14 protein-coding genes and 1 pseudogene are annotated in these 15,680 nt (G+C 73.2%); 2 read left to right on the forward strand and 13 right to left on the reverse strand.

The genetic code is table 11. The annotated features are described in order from the left end of the window. Nucleotides 1-6 precede the first annotated feature (6 nt). From ACFWN1_RS05120 to ACFWN1_RS05165, 10 genes are all read right to left on the reverse strand, one after another. Nucleotides 7-1,119, reverse strand: a complete 1,113-nt coding sequence (locus ACFWN1_RS05120) for an aliphatic sulfonate ABC transporter substrate-binding protein (RefSeq protein ID WP_384358329.1) — start codon at nucleotides 1,117-1,119, stop codon at nucleotides 7-9. A 256-nt stretch (nucleotides 1,120-1,375) separates the two neighbouring features. After that, nucleotides 1,376-2,707 carry a sulfate adenylyltransferase subunit 1 gene (locus tag ACFWN1_RS05125; protein WP_384358331.1) on the reverse strand — a complete coding sequence of 444 codons (1,332 nt, stop codon included), beginning with the start codon at nucleotides 2,705-2,707 and terminating at the stop codon, nucleotides 1,376-1,378. Between the two features lie 2 nt (nucleotides 2,708-2,709). Then, nucleotides 2,710-3,657: a sulfate adenylyltransferase subunit CysD gene (cysD, locus tag ACFWN1_RS05130; protein ID WP_384358333.1), complete on the reverse strand. Its 948-nt coding sequence runs from the start codon at nucleotides 3,655-3,657 to the stop codon at nucleotides 2,710-2,712. Then, on the reverse strand, nucleotides 3,654-4,274 hold the full coding sequence (cysC, locus tag ACFWN1_RS05135) for an adenylyl-sulfate kinase (protein ID WP_384358335.1): 621 nt from the start codon (nucleotides 4,272-4,274) through the stop codon (nucleotides 3,654-3,656). The genes cysD and cysC overlap by 4 nt, the downstream gene beginning before the upstream one ends. Beyond that, on the reverse strand, nucleotides 4,256-4,966 hold the full coding sequence (locus ACFWN1_RS05140) for a phosphoadenylyl-sulfate reductase (RefSeq protein WP_384358337.1): 711 nt from the start codon (nucleotides 4,964-4,966) through the stop codon (nucleotides 4,256-4,258). Before ACFWN1_RS05140 ends, cysC begins: the two co-directional genes overlap by 19 nt. Next, on the reverse strand, nucleotides 4,963-5,145 hold the full coding sequence (locus tag ACFWN1_RS05145) for a hypothetical protein (protein ID WP_030802517.1): 183 nt from the start codon (nucleotides 5,143-5,145) through the stop codon (nucleotides 4,963-4,965). The genes ACFWN1_RS05140 and ACFWN1_RS05145 overlap by 4 nt, the downstream gene beginning before the upstream one ends. Continuing rightward, nucleotides 5,142-6,839: a nitrite/sulfite reductase gene (locus tag ACFWN1_RS05150; protein WP_384358339.1), complete on the reverse strand. Its 1,698-nt coding sequence runs from the start codon at nucleotides 6,837-6,839 to the stop codon at nucleotides 5,142-5,144. Before ACFWN1_RS05150 ends, ACFWN1_RS05145 begins: the two co-directional genes overlap by 4 nt. Before the next feature lie 341 nt (nucleotides 6,840-7,180). Next, nucleotides 7,181-7,759, reverse strand: coding sequence for a GNAT family N-acetyltransferase (locus ACFWN1_RS05155; protein WP_384358341.1), 579 nt, complete (start codon nucleotides 7,757-7,759; stop codon nucleotides 7,181-7,183). 59 nt (nucleotides 7,760-7,818) lie between these two features. Further along, nucleotides 7,819-9,153: a hypothetical protein gene (locus tag ACFWN1_RS05160; RefSeq protein ID WP_384358343.1), complete on the reverse strand. Its 1,335-nt coding sequence runs from the start codon at nucleotides 9,151-9,153 to the stop codon at nucleotides 7,819-7,821. 174 nt (nucleotides 9,154-9,327) lie between these two features. Next, complete coding sequence (locus tag ACFWN1_RS05165) at nucleotides 9,328-10,620, reverse strand: GAF domain-containing protein (protein WP_384358345.1); 1,293 nt, start codon at nucleotides 10,618-10,620, stop codon at nucleotides 9,328-9,330. 394 nt (nucleotides 10,621-11,014) lie between these two features. Here ACFWN1_RS05165 and ACFWN1_RS05170 point away from each other — a divergent pair, with 394 nt between their 5' ends. Beyond that, a complete protein-coding gene (locus tag ACFWN1_RS05170) occupies nucleotides 11,015-12,163 on the forward strand; it encodes a YihY/virulence factor BrkB family protein (protein WP_384358347.1) in 1,149 nt (382 codons plus the stop codon). Nucleotides 12,164-12,276: 113 nt separating this feature from the next. Next, nucleotides 12,277-13,821, forward strand: a complete 1,545-nt coding sequence (locus tag ACFWN1_RS05175) for a carboxylesterase/lipase family protein (RefSeq protein ID WP_384358349.1) — start codon at nucleotides 12,277-12,279, stop codon at nucleotides 13,819-13,821. 43 nt (nucleotides 13,822-13,864) lie between these two features. Here ACFWN1_RS05175 and ACFWN1_RS05180 read toward each other — a convergent pair. From ACFWN1_RS05180 to ACFWN1_RS05190, 3 genes and pseudogenes are all read right to left on the reverse strand, one after another. Then, nucleotides 13,865-13,969 (reverse strand): annotated as a pseudogene (locus ACFWN1_RS05180) (NADP oxidoreductase); the annotation flags it as partial. A gap of 90 nt (nucleotides 13,970-14,059) precedes the next feature. Continuing rightward, nucleotides 14,060-14,968 carry a homocysteine S-methyltransferase gene (gene mmuM, locus ACFWN1_RS05185; protein ID WP_384358351.1) on the reverse strand — a complete coding sequence of 303 codons (909 nt, stop codon included), beginning with the start codon at nucleotides 14,966-14,968 and terminating at the stop codon, nucleotides 14,060-14,062. Nucleotides 14,969-15,080: 112 nt separating this feature from the next. Next, entirely contained in the window at nucleotides 15,081-15,659 is a 579-nt protein-coding gene (locus ACFWN1_RS05190) for a TetR/AcrR family transcriptional regulator (protein ID WP_384358353.1), read from the reverse strand. Nucleotides 15,660-15,680 lie beyond the last annotated feature (21 nt).

A 15,680-nucleotide genomic window follows, 5' to 3' on the forward strand; every position in this document is an offset into this window, starting at 1 on the left:
CGCCGGTCAGTCGGTGCCGAGCCCGGCGGCGTCGACCTTGGGGGCGCCCTCGGCGCCGAGGACCTTGTTGAGCAGGGTCAGGTCGTAGATGCCCTTCAGGTCGGGCTTCTTCAGCAGACCCGCCTTGACCGCGTGCTCGGCCTCGGTGCTCAGGGTCGCGGCCAGCGGGTCGTCGGTGGTCTGGATCGACTTCCACGCCGGGTCCAGCACCGCCGGGGGCAGCGACTTGCCGGAGTCCGCCTCCAGCTGCTTGTTCGCCGCGTCCTTCGCCGCGTCCGGGTTGGCCTTGATCCACTTGTTGGTGCGCACCGAGGCCCGCAGGACCGCCTCGACGGCCTTCGGGTGGGCCTTGAGGAACTTCTGCGACACGATGATGTTGGTGATCACGAACTTCTTGTCCGGCCACAGGTCGGACTCGTCCAGCAGCACCTTGCCGCCCAGGGCGATCAGCTTGGACGCGGTCGGCTCCGGCACCCAGGCGCCGTCCACGGAACCGGCCTTGAAGGCGTCCGGGGTCACCTTGTTGTCGCTGCGGACCACGGTGACATCACCCTTGCCGCTCTGCGCGTCGACCTTGTAGCCCTGCTCCGCTGCCCAGTTGAGGAAGGCGACGTCCTGGGTGTTGCCGAGCTGGGGCGTGGCGATCCGCTTGCCCTTGACGTCCTTGACGGACTTGACCTTCTTGGGGTTCACGACCAGCTTCACCCCGCCCGACGCCGAACCGCCGATGATCTTCAGGCTGCGACCGCCGGACTTGGTGTAGCCGTTGATCGAGGGGGAGGGGCCGATCCAGCCGATGTCGATGGAGCCGGAGTTGAGCGCCTCGATCTCGGAGGGGCCGGCGTTGAAGGTGGCGTAGTCGGCCTTGGTGGCGCCCAGTTCCTTCTGGAAGAGCCCCTGCTGGCGGCCGACCAGGGCGGTGGCGTGGGTGAGGTTGCCGAAGTAGCCGATCTTGACGGAGTCCAGGCCGTCGATCTTCTTGGCCCCGGAGGCGACCTTCTGGTCGGTGGCGTCGTCCTTGGACTCGGACCCGTAGCCGCAGGCCGCGAGGGCCAGCAGGGGGAGTACGGCGAGAACGGTCAGACCGCGGCGCGGCAGCGGCGAACGGGTGGCAGGCACGGGAGGCGTTTCCTCTCGGTGGCCCGGCGGTCACGGCGGTCAGGCCGTGGCCGGGAGGTCGATGGGTCTTCGTCGTCGCAACCGGGACGTCGTCGGGTGGGGGGACGGAGTTGCGTGGGGGAGCAGGGCGCGCGAGCGGTGCGCGTACGTCAGCGCGCACATCGCGCGACGCCGCCCTGCCCGGAGCCGAGCGCGCCGCTGCCGATGCGGCCGCCCTCCTTGGCGAACGTCGAGAAGACCTCGGTGTACTGCATGATCAGAAGTCCCACCCGTCGTCGTCCGTGTCCGCAACCGGTTCGGGCGCGGCGAAGGACTCGCCGACCATGCCCGCGGTCAGGGTGGTGCCGTCGTTCGGGTCGATCAGGATGAAGGAGCCGGTGCGGCGCGAGTCCGCGTAGGAGTCGACCGGCAGCGGCTCGGCGGTACGGATCTTCACCCGGCCGATGTCGTTGGCGGCCAGTGTCCCCGGATGCGGATGCAGGGACAGGTCGGCCAGGGTGAGCCGGGACGGGATGTCCTTGACGATCGCCTTCACCGTGCGGGTGCCGTGCTTGAGCAGCACCCGGTGGCCGACGGTCAGCGGCTGGTCGGCGACATGGCAGACGGTCGCCTCCACGTCCTGGGTGGTCGCGGGCGCGTCCTCGCTCGGCACGATCAGGTCGCCGCGCGAGACGTCCACGTCGTCCGCCAGCAGCACGGTCACCGACTGGCTGGTCCATGCCACGTCCACCGGCTCGCCCAGCAGGTCGATCCCGGCGATCCGGCTGGTGCGGCCGGACGGCAGCACCGTGACCTCCTCGCCCACCCGGAAGCTCCCGGAGGCGATCTGCCCGGCGTAGCCCCGGTAGTCGGGGAGTTCGGCGGTCTGCGGGCGGATCACGTACTGCACCGGCAGCCGGGCGTGGCAGTGCGCCAGGTCGTGGGTGACCGGCACCGTCTCCAGGTGCTCCAGCACGGTCGGGCCGCCGTACCAGTCCATCCGGGCGGAGGCGTCGACCACGTTGTCCCCGGCGAGCGCCGAGATCGGGATCGCGGTGACCTCCGGGACACCCAGCTCGGTCGCGTACGCCGTGAACTCCTCCGCGATGGCCGCGAAGACCCGCTCCTCGTAGCCCACCAGGTCCATCTTGTTCACCGCCAGCACCACGTGCGGCACCCGCAGCAGGGCGGCGATGGCCGCGTGCCGGCGGGTCTGCTCGACCACGCCGTTGCGGGCGTCGACCAGGACCACCGTCAGTTCGGCGGTGGAGGCGCCGGTGACCATGTTCCGGGTGTACTGCACATGGCCTGGGGTGTCGGCCAGGATGAACCGGCGGCGCGGGGTGGCGAAGTAGCGGTAGGCCACGTCGATGGTGATGCCCTGCTCCCGCTCGGCCCGCAGGCCGTCGGTGAGCAGCGCGAGGTCGGGCGTCTCCTGGCCCCGGCTCGCGGACGCCCGCTCCACGGCCTCCAACTGGTCCACCAGGACCGACTTGGAGTCGTGCAGCAGCCGTCCGACCAGGGTGGACTTGCCGTCGTCGACGGAGCCCGCGGTGGCGAACCGGAGCAGGGTGGTGGCCGAGAGCGCTTCGGTGGTGATCGTGCTCATGGTCAGAAGTACCCCTCGCGCTTGCGGTCTTCCATCGCGGCCTCGGAGAGCTTGTCGTCGGCGCGGGTCGCGCCCCGCTCGGTCAGCCGGGACGCGGCGATCTCGGTGATGACCGCCTCCAGCGTGGTCGCGTCGGAGTCGACGGCGCCCGTGCAGGACATGTCGCCGACCGTGCGGTACCGCACCAGCCGGGTCTGGACCGGCTCGGTCTCCTTCGGGCCGCCCCACTCGCCGGCCGTCAGCCACATGCCCGCCCGGCTGAACACCGGGCGCTCGTGCGCGAAGTAGATCTCCGGCAGCTCGATCCCCTCGCGGGCGATGTACTGCCACACGTCCAGCTCGGTCCAGTTGGACAGCGGGAACACCCGGACGTGCTCGCCGGGCGCGTGCCGGCCGTTGTACAGGTTCCACAGCTCCGGGCGCTGGCGGCGCGGGTCCCACTGGGAGAACTCGTCCCGCAGCGAGAACACCCGCTCCTTGGCGCGGGCCTTCTCCTCGTCGCGCCGGCCGCCGCCGAACACCGCGTCGAAGCGCTCGCTCTGGATCTTCTCCGTCAGCGGCAGCGTCTGCAGCGGGTTCCGGGTGCCGTCGGGACGTTCCTTGAGCACACCCCGGTCGATGTAGTCCTGTACGGAGGCCACATGGAGGCGCAGCCCGTGTGCGGCCACCACCCGGTCCCGGTACGCCAGCACCTCGGGGAAGTTGTGTCCGGTGTCCACATGGAGCAGCGCGAAGGGCACCGCGGCCGGCGCGAACGCCTTCAGCGCCAGCCGCAGCATGACGATCGAGTCCTTGCCCCCGGAGAACAGGATCACCGGGTTCTCGAACTCGCCCGCCACCTCGCGGAAGATGTGCACCGCCTCGGACTCCAGCGCGTCCAGGTGGGAGAGGGCGTACGGGCTGTCCGTGCCCTCGCCGCCCCCCGTGACCTCGGTGGCGGCCGTCGTCATGCCAGTCCCCTCTCGCCGAGCAGGGCGCGCACCGCGGCCGCCGACCGGGCGACGCTCTGCCCCTGCGTCTCGATCCTGAGGTCCGGCGCCTCGGGCTCCTCGTACGGGTCGTCCACCCCGGTGAGCCCGGTCAGCTCACCCGCGGCCTGCCGGGCGTAGAGCCCCTTCACGTCCCGCTCGCCGCACACCTCGACCGGGGTCGCCACATGGACCTCCAGGTACGGGGTGCCGTTCGCCGCGTGGCGCTTGCGCACCGCGTCACGGCTGTCCGCGTAGGGCGCGATCACCGGGACCAGCGCCAGCACACCGTTGCGGGCGAGGAGTTCGGCCACGAAGCCGATGCGCTGGACGTTGGTGTGCCGGTCCTCGCGGGCGAAGCCGAGCCCCGCCGAGAGGAACTCGCGGATCTCGTCGCCGTCGAGCACCTCCACCCGCCGCCCCTCGGCGCGCAGCCGGCCGGCCAGTTCGGTGGCGATGGTGGTCTTGCCGGCGCTCGGCAGGCCGGTGAGCCAGACGGTGGCTCCGGTTCTCACGTGTCCTCGTCCCTGTGTCTGATCGGTCGCCTGATCGGTCGCCTGATCGTTCGCCTGATCGTTCGTCATCCGTGCAGCCCGCATTCCGTCTTGCCGCGCCCGGCCCAGCGTCCGGCCCGCGCGTCCTCGCCCTCCAGCACCCGCCTGGTGCAGGGGGCGCAGCCCACGGAGGCGTAGCCGTCCATCAGCAACGGGTTGGTGAGCACGCCGTGTTCGGCGACGTAGGCGTCCACGTCGTCCTGGGTCCAGCGGGCGATGGGGGAGACCTTGACCTTGCGGCGCCGGGCGTCCCAGCCGACGACCGGGGTGCTCGCGCGCGTCGGCGACTCGTCCCGGCGCAGCCCGGTGGCCCACGCCTGATACTCCGTCAGCCCCGTTTCCAGCGGCTGGACCTTGCGCAGGGCGCAGCACAGGTCGGGGTCGCGGTCGTGCAGCCGGGGCCCGTGTTCGGCGTCCTGCTCGGCGACGGTCCGCTCCGGGGTGAGCGTGACGACATGGACGTCCATCACGGCGTCGACGGCGTCCCGGGTGCCGATGGTCTCGGGGAAGTGGTAGCCGGTGTCGAGGAACACCACGTCCACGCCGGGCCGCACCCGCGAGGCCAGGTGGGCCACCACGGCGTCCTCCATGGAGGAGGTCACGCAGAACCGCTCGCCGAAGGTGTCCACCGCCCAGCGCAGCACCTCCAGCGCGGGCGCGTCCTCCAGCTCCCGGCCCGCACGCTCGGCCATGTCCCTCAACTCGTCCTCGGTGCGCTCCTGCTGAGCGGTCGTCATATCCGGTCGTCCCCTCCGTCGTCGCCCCGCTTCAGCCCCCGGGCGAGCAGCCCGAGGAACTTCAGCTGAAAGGCGCGATTGCAGGCTCCGCATTCCCAGGCGCCGTGGCCCTCCTCGCTCGGACGCAGGTCCTCGTCGCCGCAGTAGGGGCAGTGGAACGGGGCGGCACGCTCGCTCACGACAGCGCCTCCTCGCTGGCCCGCGCGGCCCACACGGCGAACCGCTCGCCGTCGGTGCGCTCGGCCTCGAAGCGGCGCAGCACACGCTCGACGTAGTCGGGCAGCTCCCGCGAAGTCACCTTCAGACCGCGCACCTTGCGGCCGAAGCCCGCCTCCAGGCCGAGCGCGCCGCCCAGGTGCACCTGGTAGCCCTCGACCTGCCGGCCGTCCTCGTCCATCATCAACTGGCCCTTGAGACCGATGTCCGCCACCTGGATACGGGCGCAGGCGTTCGGGCAGCCGTTGAGGTTGATGGTGATCGGCTCGTCGAACTCCGGCAGGCGGCGCTCCAGTTCGTCGATGAGGGCGCTGCCGCGCGCCTTGGTCTCGACGATGGCGAGCTTGCAGAACTCGATGCCGGTGCAGGCCATGGTGCCCCGCCGGAACGGCGAGGGGCTGACTCGCAGGTCCAGCGCCTCCAGACCGGCGACGAGCGAATCGATCTGGTCCGCCTCGACGTCCAGCACGATCATCTTCTGCTCGGTCGTGGTGCGGACCCGGCCGGAGCCGTGCTCCTCCGCCACGCCGGCGATCTTCGCCAGGGTGGCGCCGTCGACCCGGCCGACGCGCGGGGCGAACCCCACGTAGAAGCGGCCGTCGCGCTGACGGTGCACGCCGACGTGGTCGCGCCAGCGCTCCACCGGCTGCTCGGGCGCCGGGCCGTCGAGCAGCTTGCGGCCGAGGTAGTCGTCCTCCAGCACCTGCCGGAACTTCTCCGGGCCCCAGTCCGCGACCAGGAACTTCAGCCGGGCGCGGTTGCGGAGCCTGCGGTAGCCGTAGTCGCGGAAGATGGAGATGACGCCCTCGTAGACGTCCGGCACCTCCTCCAGCGGGACCCAGGCATCGAGGCGCACGCCGAGTTTGGGGTTGGTGGACAGGCCGCCGCCCACCCACACGTCGAACCCCGGCCCGTGCTCGGGGTGTTCGACGCCGACGAACGCGATGTCGTTGATCTCGTGGGCCACGTCCAGCAGGGGCGAGCCGGAGACCGCGGACTTGAACTTGCGCGGCAGGTTGGAGAAGTCCTTGTTGCCGATGATCCGGCGCTGGATCTCCTCGATGGCCCAGGTGCCGTCGAGGATCTCGTCCTCGGCGATGCCCGCGACCGGCGAGCCGAGAATCACCCGCGGGACGTCGCCGCACGCCTCGGTGGTGGACAGGTCCACCTCTTCGAGCCGCCGCCAGATCTCCGGCACGTCCTCGATCCTGATCCAGTGCAGCTGGATGTTCTGCCGGTCGGTGATGTCGGCCGTGCCGCGCGCGAACTCCTGCGAGATCTCACCGATGACCCGGAGCTGGGCGGTGGTCAGCCGGCCGCCGTCGATCCGGACCCGCAGCATGAAGTACTTGTCGTCCAGCTCCTCCGGTTCGAGGATCGCGGTCTTGCCGCCGTCGATACCGGGCTTGCGCTGGGTGTACAGACCCCACCAGCGCATACGGCCGCGCAGGTCGTTGGGGTCGATGGAGTCGAAGCCCCGCTTGGAGTAGATCGTCTCGATGCGTGTCCGCACGTTGAGACCGTCGTCGTCCTTCTTGAACTGCTCGTTGCCGTTGAGCGGGGTGTGGTGTCCCGCCGCCCACTGGCCCTCACCACGGTGACGACTCACCTTGCGGCGGGGCGCGGCGGCGGCGGGGTCCTGGGGGCTGGGGGCCATGGTTCTACGTCCTTAGGAACAGGCGGCAGATCAGAAACAGGCGGCAGATCGGCTCTGGCCCGCACGCACGGGCGCACCCGGGCAGGCGTGCGCGGTGCCGCGCTGAACGGGAGACAGAGGAGAGGCCGACGGTGCTGGAGTGCTCAGCTCACCCGACACCTGGCGCTGGACATGCGGCCGAGGTCGACGTGCCGTCGGCTCACCAAGGCGATTCCAGTTCCAGACATGACGGCAGCGTGTCACGCGCCTCTCGGGCCAGTCCACCATTGTCCGTCATCTGGACGGATCTATTCCGAATGGCGAGACAGAGGGCGGGGTGCGGCGAGGCGCGGGTGTGCTGCTCAGTCACCCAGGAACGCGCCCGGCCACGGACCGGGCGTCGGCAGCTCCGGCTCCGGCTCCACCTTCGTGTCGAACAGCGTGAAGCCGCGCCGCAGATAGTTGTCCCGCGCGTACGGGCCGTCCTTGCTGCACGTGTGCAGCCACACCCGCTTCACCGGGGCGAGATCCGGCCACCGGGTCGCCAGGTCCCACGCGCGGGCCGTGCCCACCGACAGCAGATGACCGCCGATCCGGCGCCCCCGGAACGCGGGCAGCAGCCCGAAGTAGGCGATCTCCACCACGCCCTCGCCGGTGGCCGCCAGCTCGGCGTACCCGGCGGGCGTGCCCCCCTCGTACGCCACCCAGGTCTCCACGCCGGGCCGCCCCAGGTACTCCCGCCACCGCGCGTGGGTCCAGCCGAGCCGGTCGGTCCACCGGATGTCACCGCCGACCGAGGCGTACAGGAAGCGGCTGAACTCGGGGGAGGGCACCTCGGCCCGTACGATCCGCACCGCGTCGCCCTCGGGGGCCTCGGCGGGCAGGAGGTCGGACGGTGAGGTCTGTTCCAGGGACCAGGTGGTGACGGGGACGCTGCTCATGGGCACAGGGAATCATCCGGCCCACCGGACTGTCGATCGCCCGCGATCACCTCGCGGACTCAGTCCAGCGAGCGTTCGATCGAGGCCAGCGGGACCGAGAACAGCATCCGGTCCGACAGCGACCACACCTCCCCGGTCTCCTGCCAGTACGACAGCGACACCGCCGACTCCGTCCAGCAGTGGTGCGAGCCGTCCGCGCCGCAGCTGGCGCCCTTCGCGCCGTCCGCGTCCTGCCGCCACAGCCCGCCCCGGCCGTCCTCGGCGCCGGGCAGCTGACCGGTGTACCAGGAGGCGCCCCCCTCCCCGGCCCGCCGGTACGACAGCACACCCCGCACACCCCGTGCCTTGGTCCGGAACACCTCGACGGCGTCGGTGTGCCCCGCGGTGTCGGTGGCCAGCAGCCCGCCGCGCGCCGGGTCGGCGCTGAACGCGTACCGCCACAGCCGGGCCCTGCGCGCGCCGTCCGGGGCGGTGCGCTCGGCCGCGACCAGGCTGTCCGGGGCGGTGCTCCGGTCCAGCGCGAGCGGGCCGGGACAGGGCGCCCGGCCGCCCGCGCAGCGGCCCTGCGCATAGCGGTAGGAGCCCACGGCGGGCAGCACGTACCGGTAGCCGGCGGCCGACCAGCCGTGCGGCACCCGGCCGACGGCGGGCTCGCTGGTGGTGGTGCGCTGGATACGGTCGAGGTCGTAGACGTAGAGCGCCTCGGCGCCGCCGTCGGAGGCGGTGACCAGCAGCTTGCCGTGGTTCCAGACCATGCCCGAGATGCCCGAGGTCAGGGCGCGGTAGTCCCGGCCGCCGTCGGTGGGCACCACCAGCAGGACCCAGCGGTAGACCGGCCGGGCGGGGTCGTCGAGGCTGGTGAACGCGACCCGCGTCAGACCGCGCTCGGCCGCGCTCCCGGTGTCGGTGGCGTGCGTCCAGCCGCTCAGCACCACCCGGTGCCGGCCCCAGACCCCGTCCTCACCGGCGCCGCCCGAGGTGGTCACGGCGGCGGGACGCCAGGCGGCGTCGGCGGTGTCGGCCGGGTCCCAGCAGTAGGAACGGGTGGCCCCCGGGGTCAGGGGGAGGGAGGAGCGGTCGTCGTCCGCGCACCCGTCGCCCGCGCGCATCCGGCGATCGGCGTCGCCGAGCACGGCGTCCACGCCGACCGGGCGGCCCATGGACGCGGAGAGCCGGTTCAGGACAGAGGCGGGTTCCAGGCGCTCCTGCAGGCGCAGCGGGGCGGTGTCGGCGGCGGAGGTGAGCGGCCTGAGCGCGCCGGGATTCCCGGCGACCTCGGCCTGCGAGGTGCTGATCAGCGTGGCCGCCGCGGTGAGCGCCAGCCCGGTCCCGGTGAGGGCCGCGCGCAGGGCCATGCCCCGTCGGCGCCTGCGGTGCCTCCCGCGTTGCTTCATGTCTCCTCCCGAGGCGGGCCAACTGCGCCCGGCGATCGTCGCGTTGATCACCCGGCACGGTGCGGACCCGCCTCGGATGCTACGGCAGCACACCCCGCACCGGGGCCAAGAGCCCGCAAATACGCGGAAGGTGCCCGCCGTGCGGCAGGAGGCGCCCGGCGTGAAAGGGGGCGCTCAGCGCGTCCCGTGTGCCGTACGGCGCAGCGCCACCCCCGGTGCCGTCGAACGCGGCAGCAGGTCAAGAGGGTTCGGCGGAAGCAGCACCTCGGCCTCGGCGTCCTCCCGCAGCCGGTACGGCCGATGCAGGAGGAGCGCCCCGAGATATCGGCGTACCCGGGACATCTCCGCCCGTACGGTGACCGTGCGGGACGGGTCGCCGAACATGTCCTCGGCCAGCGCCGCCGCACTGCGCCCCGCGCGCTGCGCCGTCAGCAGGTACAGCAACTCCGCGTGCCGCCCGCTCAGTTCACGTGTCCAGCTGCCGCCCGCGTCGGACACCGTGAGCAGCCGGCGCTCCGGCCGGGACAGGTCGAGCACCAGGCGCCCGCTGCCGTCCCCGCCCGCCGGCTCGGCGGACGCCCGCAGCAACCACCCCCCGGCCAGCGGCTCCACGGCGCACGTCCCCAGGACCGGCAGCCAACGCAAGCCCGGGGAGAGAGGCTTGGGCAACGCGATCCGGCGCACGTACGGCATCCCCGTCACCGCCGCCGACCAGCCGTCCCGGTCCACCGCGAGCGCCCGCCCGTCCAGCCGGGCCAGCACCGGCGCGGCCACCGAGCGCAGCCGCTCCAGGGAGTCGAGATGCGCCTCGCGCAGCCGGGCCTCGGCGAGCCGGGCGACCGACTCCACCCAGGCGAGGGTCGCCGGATGCATGGTCTCCAGCCGGCCGCTGATGTCCACCACCCCGATGAGCCGCCCGTCCCGGGGATCGGTGACCGGGGCGCCCGCGCAGGTCCAGGAGGCGTGCGCGCGGGCGAAGTGCTCGGCGGCGAACACCTGCACGGGCCGCCGCACCACCGCCGGGGTGCCCACCCCGTTGGTGCCCACGACCTCCTCGCGCCAGTCCGCGCCGACCTCGAAGCCGATCCGGTCCGCGAGACGCAGCACCGAGGGCGACCCCTCCCGCCACAGCACCCGGCTCTCGGCGTCCGCGACGACCATGATGTGCCGGGCGGCGTCCGCGACCGAAAGCAGCCCCTCGCGCAGCACCGGCAGCACCTGCCCGAGCGGTGACTCCTCCCGGCGCCGGCAGACCTCCTCGGCGGTCAACAGCCGCGGTCTGACCTCGCGGTCGGGGTCGACACCGCCGCGCAGCACCCGCTCCCAGGACTGGCCGATCACCGGCCGGGGCGCCATCGGCGCACGTCGTCCCGCGAGCGTCGCCTCGCGCACCTGCCGGAGCATCCGTGCCGTGCGGGGCGCGTCGACGGCGGCCAGACGCGCCACGTCCATCGGCGGGTTCACCACGGGAGTCCTTCCCTGTCCGGACAGCGCGCACAGCTCTGTCAAGCCGTCCGGACGGTGGTTTCCGGTCGGCCGACGCCCCCATACTGCCGCCGGTCCGGGGTCCGGGAACACCCTCCGCGCACCGCCGGCGACAAGTTGCAACCCTCTGCAACCCTGGTGAACCCGGAATCGCGGCGGGAGACTTGAGCCCCGCGCCGCCTCCGGGCGGCGTTCGCGCCCGGTCGCGGGCCCGTGTCGCGGGGGCGGTGCCGAGTCGGCGCGGCGCCACCCCCGCGGCACCGCGCCGGACGCCCCGCGGCACCCAGCCGCCCGCCCCGCGCCGCCGAGCCGTCCGCCTCGGAAATACGCGCCCCGCGAGGTGAGGGGCGCGCGGTGCGGCGGATACCGTAAGGACGTGCAGTCAGCAAGCGAATCCCCCCAGCGGTCCCACGGCCGTCTCCACCGGGCCAAGGCTCTCTACCGGAACGTCTCCAAACGGAGGACGGCCTGGCTGCTGCTGACGGACACCGTCAATTCCTGCATGGAGTACCGCATCCTGGGCCTCGCCGCCGAGGCCGCGTTCTTCACGCTGCTGTCCGTGCCCCCGCTGCTGCTCAGCCTCATCGGCCTGCTCGGCTACGTCGACGACTGGACCGGCGCCGACACCATCCACAGCCTGGAGACCAACCTCCTCGAAGCCTCCCGCACCGTCCTGTCCGACAAGGGCGTCAAGGAGATCGCCGAACCGATCCTGAACGACGTGATGAGGGGCGGCCGGCCCGACGTCATCTCCATCGGCTTCCTGTTCGCCCTCTGGTCGGGCTCGCGCGCGGTGAACGTCTTCATCGACACCATCACCGTCATGTACGGCCTGGACGGCGTCCGGGGCATCGTCAAGACCCGGATCATGGCGTTCCTGCTGTTCGTGGTCGCCCTGCTGATCGGCTCGGTGGCGCTGCCCCTGATGGTGGCCGGACCGGACGCGGTGGTCGGCGTGCTGCCCTGGTCGGCGACGCTCGTCCAGGTGCTGTACTGGCCGGTCGTCATCGTGCTGTCCATCGTCTTCCTGACGACGCTCTACCACGTCTCCGTGCCCGTGCGCTCCCCGTGGATCGAGGACGTGCCCGGCGCCCTGGTCGCCCTCGCCATGTGGGTCGTCGGCAGCCTCCTGCTGCGCGTCTACCTCACCCAGACCATCGAGGGCGCCACGATCTACGGCTCCCTCGCCGCCGCCGTCGCCGTGCTGCTGTGGATCGGTGTGTCCGCGTTCGCCGTGCTGGTCGGCGCCGCCGTCAACGCCGCCATCGACCGGGTCTGGCCCGCCGCCGCCACGGCCGCCGCCCGCGAGGCCAACGAACGCCAGCGGGAGGCCCAGGTCGCGGACTACGTCGCCTGGGCGGCCGGGCTGCGCGAGGCAGATCCCGATGACCCGGACGACCCGGACATGCCGTCCGAGTTCCCCGAGCGCTGGTCCCGCTTCCTGCCGCCTGAAGACATCACCGGCCGGCTGCGCGGCCACACCAGGAACGGCCACCAGCCGCCCAAGGGCCCCCAGGACGGCTGACCGTACGGACGGTCGGTGCGCCGGAATACATCGGCCGCGCCCGGTGCTCCGGAGGACAGATGTGGTGTGCGCCGCCGAGGTGACGCACACCGGCGACGAAGGGCTGGTGAGCGATGACGGCTGACCGGACGGGCCCGGTGGCCCGCACTCCGTACGGCGCGGTGCGCGGCCGGTACGAGCACGGGATCGCGGTGTTCCGGGGCATCCCGTACGCGGCACCCCCCTTCGGCCCCCGACGCTTCCGCCCGCCCGCACCGCCCGAGCCCTGGGGCGGCGTACGGGACGCCGGCGCCTTCGGGCCCACCCCGCCGAAACCGCCGTACTCCGAGGCGTTCGCCCGGTACCTCGCCGACCCCTCGGTGCCCGGCGACGACTGCCTCAACCTCAACGTCTGGACCCCCGAGCCGGGCCACGGTGCCCGGCTGCCCGTCCTGGTCTGGCTGCACGGCGGCGCGCTGACCAGGGGTTCCTCGGCGGTTCCGGTGTACGACGGGCGCGCCTTCGCCCGCGACGGCGTCATCCTCGTCTCGGTCAACTACCGCCTCGGCGTCGAGGGCTACGGGCTGTTCCCGGACGCCCCCGCCAATCTGGGCCTGCACGACCAGCTCGCCGCGCTGCGCTGGGTCCACGAGTCCATCGCGGCCTTCGGCGGCGACCCCGGCAACGTCACCCTGGCCGGGCAGTCGGCCGGCGCGATCAGCACCGGCGTCCTGGTCGCGGCCCCGCAGGCGCGCGGGCTGGTCCGCCGGGCCGCGCTGCAAAGCGGGGCGCCGGAGGTCTCGGACCGCGCGAAGGTACGGCGCGTGGTCCGCCGGATGGCCACCCGCCTCAAGGTCCCGGCGACCGCCGCCGCCTTCGCGGCCGTCGACCGCGACCTGCTGCTGCGCACCCAGGCCGAGGTCAGCCGGCGCGGCAGCCCCGTCCTGGGCGGGCCCGGCTTCGGCATCGTCGTCGACGGCGACCTCGTACCCACCGACCCGCTGCGCGCGCTCGCCGACGGGGACGCCGCGCCCGGCGTCGACCTGCTGATGGGCTGGACCCGGGACGAGTACCGGCTGTGGCTGGTGCCGGGCGGCCTGGTCGAGCACGTCGACCGGCTCGGCGCGGTCGCGCTGGCCGGGGCGATGGCCCGCTGCCGGGTCGGCTCCGAGGTCCCCCGCGGCTACCGCGCCCTGCATCCGTCGGCGGGCGCCGCCGAACTGGTCGGCCAGCTGGTCACCGACCACATGCTCCGCCTCCCCCTGCACCGCCTGGCCGACGCCCGCCCGTCGCGTTCCCACGTGTACGAGTTCGCCTGGCCGTCCCTGCGCCCCGGCCTCGGCGCCTGCCACTCCCTGGAACTGGGCTTCGTCTTCGACACGGGGGAGACCGAGGAGGCGGTGATGCTGGCCGGCGAGGGCGCCCCCCAGGCCCTGGCGGACACCATGCACGCCTCCTGGGTCGGCTTCGCCACGAACGGGGACCCGGGCTGGCCCTCCTGGGACGCGTCCCATCCGACCCGCGTCTTCGACGCCACCGGCCCCCACCTCACCCATGGCCCCCGGGACGCGGAGTTCGCCCTCTGGACCCGCCCCCTCCTACCCCGCCAGACCCCGTCGCCGGACCGGCTCGCGGCGGTGCGGCGACTGCGGAGGTCGCCGGTGCTGCGGCGGCGCTGAACCGCGGGGTCCGGGCCGCTACCGTCTCGGACCGGAAGCCCGGGGCCGGCGGCGGGGCCACCGCCTGGGCATCCGCTCCCTCGCCGCCCCACAGCCCGATGGACAGGGCGGCGGTCGCCTCCAGCAGCGCGGCCCGCGCGAGGGGACCCGCCTCGGCCCCACCGGCGCCGTGGGTGCCTGGGCCTTCGGCCACGGTGACGAGGTCATGGCGGCTCAGGAAGCCGCCTGCGGCGAGTGATCAGGTACGGCTCAGCGCCCGCGCTATCGCGGTGATCGTCTCCGGGCCCACGCGGCAGCAGCCGCCCACCAGGCGGGCGCCCGCCGCCGCCCAGGCGGGGGGACCGGCCGGGGTCAGGGTCGAGGTGCTGTCCCAGGTGCGGGTGGCCGCGTTCCAGGTCTCGCCGCTGTTCGGGTAGGCGATCACCGGCTTGCCCGTCACACGGGCCGCTGTCGCCACGGCTCGTGGTACGTCCTCGGGGGCGCAGCAGTTGACGCCCACCGCGATGATCTCGTCGGCGTCGGCGGCCAGGGCGAACGCCTCCTCCAGGGGCTGTCCCGCGCGGGTGCGGTCGCCGTCGACGCTGTAGGAGAGCCAGGCGGGGACGCCCAGGCCGCGTACCGCGTCCAGCAGGGCCCGTGCCTCGTCGGCGTCCGGGATCGTCTCCAGGGCCAGGACGTCGGGGGCCGCCTCGGCCAGCACCTCCAGGCGGGGGCGGTGGAAGCGTTCCAGCTCGGCGCGGGTCAGGCCGTAGCGGCCCCGGTACTCGGAGCCGTCCGCGAGCATCGCGCCGTACGGGCCCGCCGAGGCGGCCACCCACAGGGGGCGGGTGGCCCCGGCGCGCCGGGCGGCCTCGCGGGCGAGTTCCACGCTGGACGCCAGCAGGCGCGCGGTCTCCGCCCGGTCGGTGCCGCGCCTGGCGAAGCCCTCGAAGGTGGCCTGGTAGCTGGCGGTGATGGCCACGTCCGCGCCCGCCGTGTAGTAGGCGAGGTGGGCCTCGGTGATCGCCTCCGGGGCCGATGCGAGCAGCCGTGCCGACCACAGCTCGTCGCTCAGGTCGTGCCCGGCCGACGCCAGCTGGTTGGACAGCCCGCCGTCCAGGACGAGCGGCGGGCCCTCGGTGAGGGCGGTGGCCAGGTCGGTGCTCATCCCTCGACGCTAATCGAGATGAGGGCCTCGGCATGGCGGTCCGCGGACTCCTGCGGGTGCTCCAGGGTGCCGAGGTGGCCGCCGGGAAGTTCCAGCGGGGCGCCGTCGGGCGTCATCCCCGGGCCTCCCTCGGCCAGTGTTCGAGCGCTCGGTGCAGCGCCTCGACGCCCTTCTCCCAGGAGGCGTCCACCGCGCGGCCGGCGCCGAAGCCGCCCGCCGACTCCAGGACGCAGTAGCCGTGGAAGGTGCTGCGCAGCAGGCGTACGGCGTCCGTGAGGTCGGGCTCGGCCAGGCCGTAGGCGCGCAGCATCCCGTAGGTGATCTCGGCGGTGCGGCGCAGGGCGGGGGAGTCCGCGATCAGTGACTGGTCGATACGGATCTGGGTGGCCGCGTACCTGCCGGGGTGCTCCAGGGCGTAGGCGCGGTACGCGTCCGCGAAGGCGGTCAGCGCGTCCCGGCCCGCGCGTCCGGCGACCGCAGCCGCGACGCGGTCGATCAGCTCGCCGCCCGCGTAGAGCGCCAGCCGGGTGCGCAGGTCGCCCAGGTTCCGGACATGCGAGTACAGACTCGCGTCCTTCACCCCGAAGCGCCGGGCCAGCGCGGAGAGGGTGACCTGCTCGAAGCCCGCCTCGTCCGCCAGCTCGGCGGCAGCCGCCACCAGCCGGTCCGCCGTGATCCCCGCACGCGCCATGGACCCACCTCCTTGGATGCT

The organism is Streptomyces sp. NPDC058459 (genome assembly GCF_042721685.1).
GTDB lineage: Bacteria > Actinomycetota > Actinomycetes > Streptomycetales > Streptomycetaceae > Streptomyces.

Excerpts from the sequence above, each read along its gene's own strand:
- ACFWN1_RS05155 (WP_384358341.1), bottom strand. The coding sequence starts at position 7,759 with ATGAGCAGCGTCCCCGTCACCACCTGGTCCCTGGAACAGACCTCACCG.
- ACFWN1_RS05140 (WP_384358337.1), bottom strand. The coding sequence starts at position 4,966 with ATGACGACCGCTCAGCAGGAGCGCACCGAGGACGAGTTGAGGGACATG.
- cysD (WP_384358333.1), bottom strand. The coding sequence starts at position 3,657 with ATGACGACGGCCGCCACCGAGGTCACGGGGGGCGGCGAGGGCACGGAC.
- ACFWN1_RS05150 (WP_384358339.1), bottom strand. The coding sequence starts at position 6,839 with ATGGCCCCCAGCCCCCAGGACCCCGCCGCCGCCGCGCCCCGCCGCAAG.
- ACFWN1_RS05125 (WP_384358331.1), bottom strand. The coding sequence starts at position 2,707 with ATGAGCACGATCACCACCGAAGCGCTCTCGGCCACCACCCTGCTCCGG.
- mmuM (WP_384358351.1), bottom strand. The coding sequence starts at position 14,968 with ATGAGCACCGACCTGGCCACCGCCCTCACCGAGGGCCCGCCGCTCGTC.
- ACFWN1_RS05190 (WP_384358353.1), bottom strand. The coding sequence starts at position 15,659 with ATGGCGCGTGCGGGGATCACGGCGGACCGGCTGGTGGCGGCTGCCGCC.
- ACFWN1_RS05175 (WP_384358349.1), top strand. The coding sequence starts at position 12,277 with ATGACGGCTGACCGGACGGGCCCGGTGGCCCGCACTCCGTACGGCGCG.
- cysC (WP_384358335.1), bottom strand. The coding sequence starts at position 4,274 with ATGCGGGCTGCACGGATGACGAACGATCAGGCGAACGATCAGGCGACC.
- ACFWN1_RS05160 (WP_384358343.1), bottom strand. The coding sequence starts at position 9,153 with ATGAAGCAACGCGGGAGGCACCGCAGGCGCCGACGGGGCATGGCCCTG.